General features: G+C 73.5%; 7 protein-coding genes. 4 read left to right on the top strand and 3 right to left on the bottom strand.

Annotation, left to right across the window (positions count from 1 at the left end; translation table 11 throughout):
• A partial coding sequence (locus ACTHLI_RS14110) for a hypothetical protein (protein WP_440184924.1) occupies window positions 1–615 on the bottom strand: 615 nt, incomplete at its 3' end.
• A 172-nt stretch (window positions 616–787) separates the two neighbouring features.
• Here ACTHLI_RS14110 and ACTHLI_RS14115 point away from each other — a divergent pair.
• Window positions 788–1,339, top strand: coding sequence for an NYN domain-containing protein (locus ACTHLI_RS14115; RefSeq protein WP_440184927.1), 552 nt, complete (start codon window positions 788–790; stop codon window positions 1,337–1,339).
• 56 nt (window positions 1,340–1,395) lie between these two features.
• Window positions 1,396–2,289: a LysR family transcriptional regulator gene (locus tag ACTHLI_RS14120; RefSeq protein WP_440184930.1), complete on the top strand. Its 894-nt coding sequence runs from the start codon at window positions 1,396–1,398 to the stop codon at window positions 2,287–2,289.
• A gap of 127 nt (window positions 2,290–2,416) precedes the next feature.
• Here ACTHLI_RS14120 and hisD read toward each other — a convergent pair whose 3' ends face one another.
• Window positions 2,417–3,748, bottom strand: a complete 1,332-nt coding sequence (gene hisD / locus ACTHLI_RS14125; RefSeq protein ID WP_440184933.1) for a histidinol dehydrogenase — start codon at window positions 3,746–3,748, stop codon at window positions 2,417–2,419.
• A 208-nt stretch (window positions 3,749–3,956) separates the two neighbouring features.
• Here hisD and ACTHLI_RS14130 point away from each other — a divergent pair, with 208 nt between their 5' ends.
• Window positions 3,957–5,408, top strand: a complete 1,452-nt coding sequence (locus tag ACTHLI_RS14130) for an APC family permease (RefSeq protein WP_440184936.1) — start codon at window positions 3,957–3,959, stop codon at window positions 5,406–5,408.
• Window positions 5,405–6,241: a nitrilase-related carbon-nitrogen hydrolase gene (locus tag ACTHLI_RS14135; protein WP_440184939.1), complete on the top strand. Its 837-nt coding sequence runs from the start codon at window positions 5,405–5,407 to the stop codon at window positions 6,239–6,241. The genes ACTHLI_RS14130 and ACTHLI_RS14135 overlap by 4 nt, the downstream gene beginning before the upstream one ends.
• Here ACTHLI_RS14135 and ACTHLI_RS14140 read toward each other — a convergent pair.
• The gene (locus ACTHLI_RS14140) at window positions 6,220–7,293 is read right to left on the bottom strand and encodes an alkene reductase (RefSeq protein ID WP_440184942.1); all 1,074 of its coding nucleotides are present in this window, start codon (window positions 7,291–7,293) and stop codon (window positions 6,220–6,222) included. The two genes, ACTHLI_RS14135 and ACTHLI_RS14140, sit on opposite strands and share 22 nt — an antisense overlap.
• Window positions 7,294–7,578: the final 285 nt, after the last annotated feature.

Consider the following 7,578-nt stretch of genomic DNA (forward strand, 5'->3'; position numbering starts at 1 on the left):
GTACCGCTCGGCCACGGGGGCCAGGGCGTGGTCCATCAGCTTCCGCTCCTCCGGGCCGACGGGTTCCGCGTGGCCGCCCGGGAAGATGCCGACGCTCACGCCGAACGTCGGCGGCGTCACGTGGACCGCGATCAGCGGCTGTCGACGCCTCGCCGCTTCGGCGGCGGCGCTGAGCACGACGCACTCGGCCTCGTCGCGACCCGTGATGCCGACGACCACGCCGCGGCCGCCGTGGTAGGTCTCGGGCACCACCACGACCGGTCCCTTGGCGTCGAGGACCGTGCGGTAGGCGGTCGAGGTGCGCCGCCGGAGCCGCACCTCCTCGTGCTCGCGGCCGCCGAGCGCGACGAGCGCGTCCGGCGCCGAGCGCTCCGACAGCACCTCGGCGACGTCACCCTGCACGCGGTCGACCGTGAAGGTCATCCCGGGATGCTCGTGCCGCATAGCCTCCGCCGCCTCGTCCGCGTCCCGTCGGGGCCGGTCGTCCCGCCGACGGGTGCCGGTCACCTCGACGATCTCGAAGGACTCCGCGGCCGGGTGATGCAGCACCGCCCACTCGAGCGCCGCGCCCGCTGCCGCGGACCCGTCCCATCCGATGACCACCCGTCGCACCATCGCGAGTCCTCTCCTCCGACGCACCGGGACGCCCGATGCGGCGTCTCGGCCCTGTTCCGTACTACGCCTCAGCGGCTCGGCTGTCACGTCGCCGTCATGTGAATACCCTGTGGCGCCCGGGCGCCCGCGGCGGATCGAGACGCGCACCCCCGTGACGCGGCAGACTGCAGCGGTGGCGGACCGCACCTACGTGCTCATCGACGGCGAGAACCTGGACGCCACGCTCGGCGTCTCGATCCTCCGGCACCCGCCGAAGCCCGCGGAGCGGCCGCGATGGGAACGGGTGATCGAGTTCGCCCGCACGCTCGGCTCCGGCGAGGTCGTCGGCCTCTTCTTCCTCGACTCCACCTCCGGGAACACGCCGTGGCCGTTCGTCGCCGCGATCCAGAACGCGGGGTTCCGTGCCGTGCTGCTGAGCGGCACGGGCACCGAGAAGGTCGTCGACGTCGGCATCCAGCGCACCCTGGAGGCGCTGGTGGCGCGCGACTGCGACGTGCTCCTCGGGTCGCACGACCGCGACTTCGCGCCGCAGGTCGAGCAGCTGCTCGACTCCGACCACGGCGTCGCGATGCTCGGGTTCCCGGAGATGATGAGCGGCGTCTACGCCGAGCTCGGCCTGCAGGTCCACGACCTCGAGTACGACGTGAAGGCGTTCAACATCCGGCTGCCGCGGATCCGGGTTATCCCGCTCACCGAGTTCGACCCCGAGGAGTTCCTCGACTGACGGCCGCTGCTGCTGCGGAGTCGCACGTCCCGTGTCGACCTCGGTACGGTCGGCGGGTGTTCAGCCTGGTGCAGCTCCGCGTGTTCGCGACCGCGGCCCGCGTCCGCTCGTTCACCGCGGCCGCGGCCGAGCTGCACATGGCGCAGCCCTCCGTCAGCGAGTTCGTGCGCCGCCTCGAGGACGAGTACGGCACCCGGCTGTTCGTGCGCGGCGGCCGCCGCCTCATGCTGACGGAGGCGGGCGAGGCGCTCCTCCCCGTCGCCCTCAAGGTCACGTCGAGTGCGGACGAGGCGGACCGGGCGCTCCGCGCGATCACCTCGCTCGCCGGCGGCACCGTGTCGTTCGGGCTCCTCCGGAACGCGAAGTACTACCGGCTGGAGACGCTGCTCGCCCGCTTCCACGAGCGGTACCCGTCGGTGCGCCTCCGGATCATCGGCATCAACTCGGTCGAGGTCGCGAACTCGGTCGCCACGGGCGAGCTGGAGGCGGGGCTCGTCGTCCTCCCGATCGACACCGACGGGCTCACGGTCACGCCGCTCACCCGCGACGAGGTGCTGTACACGACCGCCGACCCCGCGCGAGCAGCCGAACCGCCCACCATCGAGGACCTCGCGGGCCGTGAGCTCGTGCTCTACGACGCGCACTACGGCTGGCGGGACCCGACGAGGCGCCAGCTGCTCGAGCGGGCCTCGCTCGCGGGCGTGCACCTCGACCCCGTCGTCGAGGTGGAGCAGGTCGAGTCCGCGCTCACGCTCGTCGCCGCGGGCATCGGCGACACCTTCGTCTCCCGAGCGGTCGCGGAGAGCGGCGCCTGCCCGCCCGGCCTCCACTTCGTGCCGTTCGCGGACCCGCTGCACGACACCGTCGCGCTCGTGCAGCGCGAGGGCGCCGTCCTCTCCCCCGCGACCGCGGAGATCGTCCGGCTGGCCCTCGCGATGCTGCAGGGCTGACGCCGCACCTCCGGCGGGCCGGGGTCGGGCGCCGTCGAGCACGACAGCAGGACCCAGCACCGATGGCAGGACGCAGGCGCGCGCAGGATCCTGCCGATGCTCCTCGGTCCTGCTGTCGTGCTCCGGGCTAGGAGACGGACGCCTCCTCCAGCGCCTCGAGGCGGATCGTCGCCGTCGCCTCGTGCGCCGCCATGCCCTCGGACGCGGAGATGACCTGCACCGCGTCCGCGAGCTCGTGCGTCGCCTCCCGCGCCACGCGCTGGTAGGTCAGCGGCTTCAGGAACCGGCTCACCGACAGCCCGGCGCTGTGCTTCGCGCCGCCCGCGGTCGGCAGCACGTGGTTCGTGCCCGCCATGCCCTTGTCGGAGTACGCGACCGTGCTCCACGGACCCAGGAACAGCGACCCGTAGTTCCGGAGGCGCGCGAAGTACCAGTCGTCGTCCGCGGTGATCACCTCGAGGTGCTCGGGCGCGAGGTCGTCCATCAGCGCGACGGCGACCTCGCGGTCGTCCGCGACGAGCACGGATCCGTAGTCGCGCCACGCGGGCCCCGCGACCCACGCCGTCGGCAGGGTCTCGAGCTGCCGGTCGACCTCCGCGACCACCGCGTCCGCGAGGGCGGCGGAGGTGGTCACGAGCACCGCGGGCGACTGCGGCCCGTGCTCGGCCTGGCCGAGCAGGTCGGCCGCGACCACGCGCGGGTCGGCGGTGTCGTCCGCGATCACGGCGACCTCGCTCGGGCCGGCGAGGAGGTCGATCGCGACCCGGCCGAACAGCTGTCGCTTCGCCTCCGCCACGAACGCGTTCCCCGCGCCGACGAGCATGTCGATCGGCCCGTCGCCCACGAGCCCGAACGCCATCGCCGCGAGCGCCTGCACGCCGCCGAGCAGGAAGACGCGGTCCACCCCGGAGCACGCCGCCGCGTAGAGCACCGCATCGTTCGCGCGCCCGTCGGGCTGCGGCGGCGTGCAGGCGACGACCTCCGGCACCCCCGCGGCCTTCGCGACGCCCACGGTCATGAACGCGCTGGCGGTCAGCGGGAACCGCCCGGCGGGCAGGTACGCCCCGACCCGGACGACCGGCACGTACTTCACGCCCGTGACGAGGCCAGGCACCGGCTCGATGGCGAAGTCGACGAGGTGCGACCTGGTCGCCTCGGCGAAGGCGCGGGTGCGGCGGGCGCCGAGCTCGATCGCCGCCCGGAGGTCCGCGGGCAGCCGGTCGCCGCTCGAGGCGATGGTCGCCGCATCGAGCTCGACCTCGCCGCCCTCCCAGCGGTCGAGCTTCGCCGCGTACTCGAGCACAGCGGTCATCCCCCGCGCCTCGATGTCGCGGAGCATCCCCGAGACGGTCTCCGCGACCGCCGGGTCCTGCTGCGCCGCGGGCGCGTCGACGCCAGGGGCCTTGACGACGTGGAAGCGACCGTCGAGGGCGGCCAGGACAGCGGAGGTGGAGCGCATGGGCCCAGCCTGCGGACCGGGAAGGCGTTCCGGTAGCGCCGATCCGCAGCAGCAGCCATAGGCCGGGCCTTGGGAAGTCAGGGTCCGTTGCGATTCCTCTAGGCGGGACCTATGGCTCCCGTCGCAGGTTGCCGCTACTGCCGACCCGGCCCCGTCGCTACGGTCGCCTCGTCCTGCATCACCCCCCTCCGCTACCGGAAGGCCCCCGATGACCACGACCGATCCGAGCCGCGCTGACGCGGCACCGGGCACCCTGCACCGCGAGCTGAAGGTCACGGACGCCGCCGCGTTCTCGATCGGCCTGATCGGCCCGGTCGGCGTGATGGCGCTGCTCGGCGTCGGCGCCGCCGGGATCCTCGGCCGGGGCGCGACATGGGCGTTCGTGTTCGCGCTCATCGCCGTCGCGCTCGTCGCCTACGGCTTCGTCAAGCTCTCCCGGCACATCGCGCACACCGGTTCGGTCTACGCGCTGGTCGGGATCACGCTCGGCGCTCGCGCCGGGTTCGTGGCGGGCTGGATGCTCTTCCTCGCCTACTTCACGATCGGCGCGGGCTCCACGATCGAGATCGGGCTGTTCCTCACGCAGCTGCTGCAGGACCTGGGGCTGAACATCGCCCCGGACTGGATGGTCGTCGCGGTGATCGCGCTGATCGTCGTGCTCATCGTGAGCCGCAGCCAGGTGCACGTCATCACGCGGGTGCTGCTCTTCGCGGAGCTGATCGGGGCGGCGCTCGTCACGATCCTCAACCTCATCGTGCTGTTCCGCCTCGGCACCGGTACCGCGCCCGGCGGCCGGCACCTGAGCCTCGACTTCCTCCAGCTGCCCGCCGGCACCGACATCACCACGATCGGCGCGGCCGCGGTCTTCGGCTTCCTCGCCTTCGCGGGCTTCGAGGGCGCGGCGACGCTCGGCGAGGAGACGAGCAACCCGAAGAAGGACATCCCCCGCGCCCTGAAGATCGCGGTCGCGGTCGTCGGCGCCTTCTACCTGCTGTCGATCATCGCCCAGACGCTCGGCTACGGCACCTCCGACGCCGACGTGAAGCGGTTCACGAGCGCGGCCGCCCCCTACGGCGACCTCGGCCGGGCCTACGTCGGGCCGTGGCTCGCCGACCTGCTCACGCTGTTCGCCGTCGTGAGCCTGTTCGCGATCTCGATCGGCACGCTCTCCGGCGCCTCCCGGGTGCTGTTCGCGCTCGGCCGCGGCGCGGGCCTGAAGGGCGGGGTGGCGAAGGTCTCGCCGACCGGCGCGCCGCTGGCCGCGCTGCTCGTCAGCGGCGGCCTCGCGCTGCTCTGCATGGTGATCGAGCGGCTGACCGGCGCGGGTGTGCTGGACGCGACCTACTGGGTGCTGACGATCGGCACCATCGGCCTGCTCGTCGCGTACGTGCTCGCCACCGTCGGGGCGATGCGGTTCCTCTTCTTCGGCGGGCGCACGCGGACGCCGAAGTGGCAGATCGTCGTGCCGATCCTCGCGATCGTGCTGCTCGCCTACACGCTCTACAAGAACGCGGTCGGCCTCGACGCCCCGTACAGCTGGTTCCCCTACCTCGTCGGGGTCTGGCTGGTCGTCGGGATCGCGATCTCGTTCCGGAGGGGTCTGAAGGAACGGGTCGGCGCGGACCTCGACGCCAGCGACACGACCGCGCTCGTCCCGTGACCCGGGTCGCGGCGGTCCAGCTCGCGCCGGTCGTCGGCGACCTGTCGGGCAACCTCGACCGGGCCGTCGCCGCGATCGAGGAGGCGGTCGCGGAGGGGGCGGAGCTGGTCGTGCTCCCCGAGCTCGCCACCTCCGGGTACGTCTTCGCCTCGGTCGACGAGACGAGGTCGCTCGCCCTCTCCCCCGCCGACCCCGCGTTCGACCGCGTCGCAGCAGCGGGTGCGGGAGCGGTCGTGGTGCTCGGGTTCGCGGAGGCCGACGACGCGGGCCGCCTGTTCAACAGCGCCGCCCTGGTCGACGCCTCCGGTGTCCGGGCCGTCTACCGCAAGGTGCACCTGTGGGATCAGGAGAAGCGGTTCTTCACGCCGGGCGACGCCCGACCCCCGGTCGTCGAGACCGCGGTCGGGCGGGTCGGGGTGATGATCTGCTTCGACCTCGAGTTCCCGGAGTGGACCCGGATCGCGGCCCTGTCCGGTGCGGACCTGCTCGCGGTGCCGACGAACTGGCCGCTCGTCCCCGTGCCGGCAGGCGAGCGGGCCCCGGAGGTGCAGATCGCGATCGCGACCGCCCGGATGAACAAGATGGCGATCGTCTGCGCGGACCGCACCGGACGCGAGCGGGGCGTGGACTGGACCGGCGGCACCTCGATCGTCGACGCGGAGGGCGCGCTCCGGTCGGCCGTCGGCGACGGCACCGGCACCGCCTGGGCCGAGCTCGACCTGCTGCTGTCTCGCGACAAGCGGCAGGCCGAGCTCGTCGACCTGCTCGGCGACCGTCGCCCGGACCTGTACGGGCCGCTGCTCGAGCCGCCTCAGGCGGAGAGGCGCGGGTAGTCCGTGTAGCCCTCGGCGCCGGCCGTGTAGAAGTGCTCGGGGCGCGGCGCGTTCTCGGGGGCCTCGTTCCGCCAGCGGTCGACGAGGTCCGGGTTCGCGATCACGGCGCGGCCCACCGCGACGGCGTCGGCGTGCGCGGCCTCGACGAGCGCCACTGCTTCCGCGCGGTCCGTCTGGCGGCCGAAGCCGCTGTTCACGATCACGCCGGCGTCGATGTGCGTCCGCAGCTCCTGCACGAGCTCCCCCGTCGGGTCGGCGTGCAGCACCGAGACGTATGCGAGCCCGAGCGAGCGCAGGCCGTCGAGCAGCGCGGCGTACGTCGCGCGGGTCTCCGCCGGGTCCGTCTCGGCGACGTCCTGGATGTTGTGCGCCGGGGAGATGCGGATGCCGACTCGGCCGCCGCCGATCGCCGCGGTGACCGCCCGGGCGACCTCGATCACGAACCGGGCGCGCGCCTCCGGCGAGCCGCCGTAGCCGTCCTCGCGGACGTTCGAGACCGGCGAGAGGAACTGGTGGAGGAGGTAGCCGTTCGCCGCGTGCAGCTCGACCCCGTCGAGGCCCGCGCGCACCGCACGCCGCGCGGCCGCCACGAACTCGTCCCGCACGGTCGCGAGCTCGGCCTCGGTCAGCGCGTGCGGCACCTCGTGCCGCCGCTTCCCGTGCTGGGTGTGCACCTCGCCGTCGATCGCGACCGCGCTCGGGGCGAGCGTGCGGCCGCTCTCGGTGAGGTCCGGGTGGGAGACGCGCACCGCGTGCATGAGCTGCATCACGATCGTGCCGCCCTCCGCGTGCACCGCGTCGGCGACCGCGCGCCAGCCCGCCTCCTGCGCGTCGTTCACGATGCCGGGCTGCCCGAAGTAGCCGCGGGAGTCCGCGCCCGGGTAGACGCCCTCGGTGACGATCAGCCCGACGGAGGCGCGCTGCGCGTAGTGCTCGGCCACGAGCGGGCCGGGCACGCCGTCCGCGCCGGAGCGCACGCGGGTGAGCGGGGCCATCACCACCCGGTTCGCGAGATGCAGGTCGCCGAAGTCGATCGGGCTGAAGAGGTCCATCCGGGGTACGTCCTTCCTTCGGCCGCGCCACGCGGCCCGGAAGGTCAACGGCGGAGGGGCGCCCGCATTCCCGCGAGGTTGCGCCGGGCGTCGCCGGCGTCGGCGCCGGAGCGCCCCGCAGGGTAGACAGGAGGCATGACCGTCACCGCCCCGTTCCGCGCCGACATGGTCGGCAGCCTCCTCCGACCCGAGCGCGTGCACACGGCGCGCGCCGAGCACGCCGCCGGGCGCCTCGACGACGCCGGGCTGAAGGCGATCGAGGACGAGGCGATCCTCGACGTGATC

It is taken from the genome of Amnibacterium sp. (assembly GCF_051956055.1).
Taxonomy (GTDB): Bacteria; Actinomycetota; Actinomycetes; order Actinomycetales; family Microbacteriaceae; genus Amnibacterium.

Excerpts from the sequence above, each read along its gene's own strand:
- hisD (WP_440184933.1), bottom strand. The coding sequence starts at position 3,748 with ATGCGCTCCACCTCCGCTGTCCTGGCCGCCCTCGACGGTCGCTTCCAC.
- ACTHLI_RS14140 (WP_440184942.1), bottom strand. The coding sequence starts at position 7,293 with ATGGACCTCTTCAGCCCGATCGACTTCGGCGACCTGCATCTCGCGAAC.
- ACTHLI_RS14130 (WP_440184936.1), top strand. The coding sequence starts at position 3,957 with ATGACCACGACCGATCCGAGCCGCGCTGACGCGGCACCGGGCACCCTG.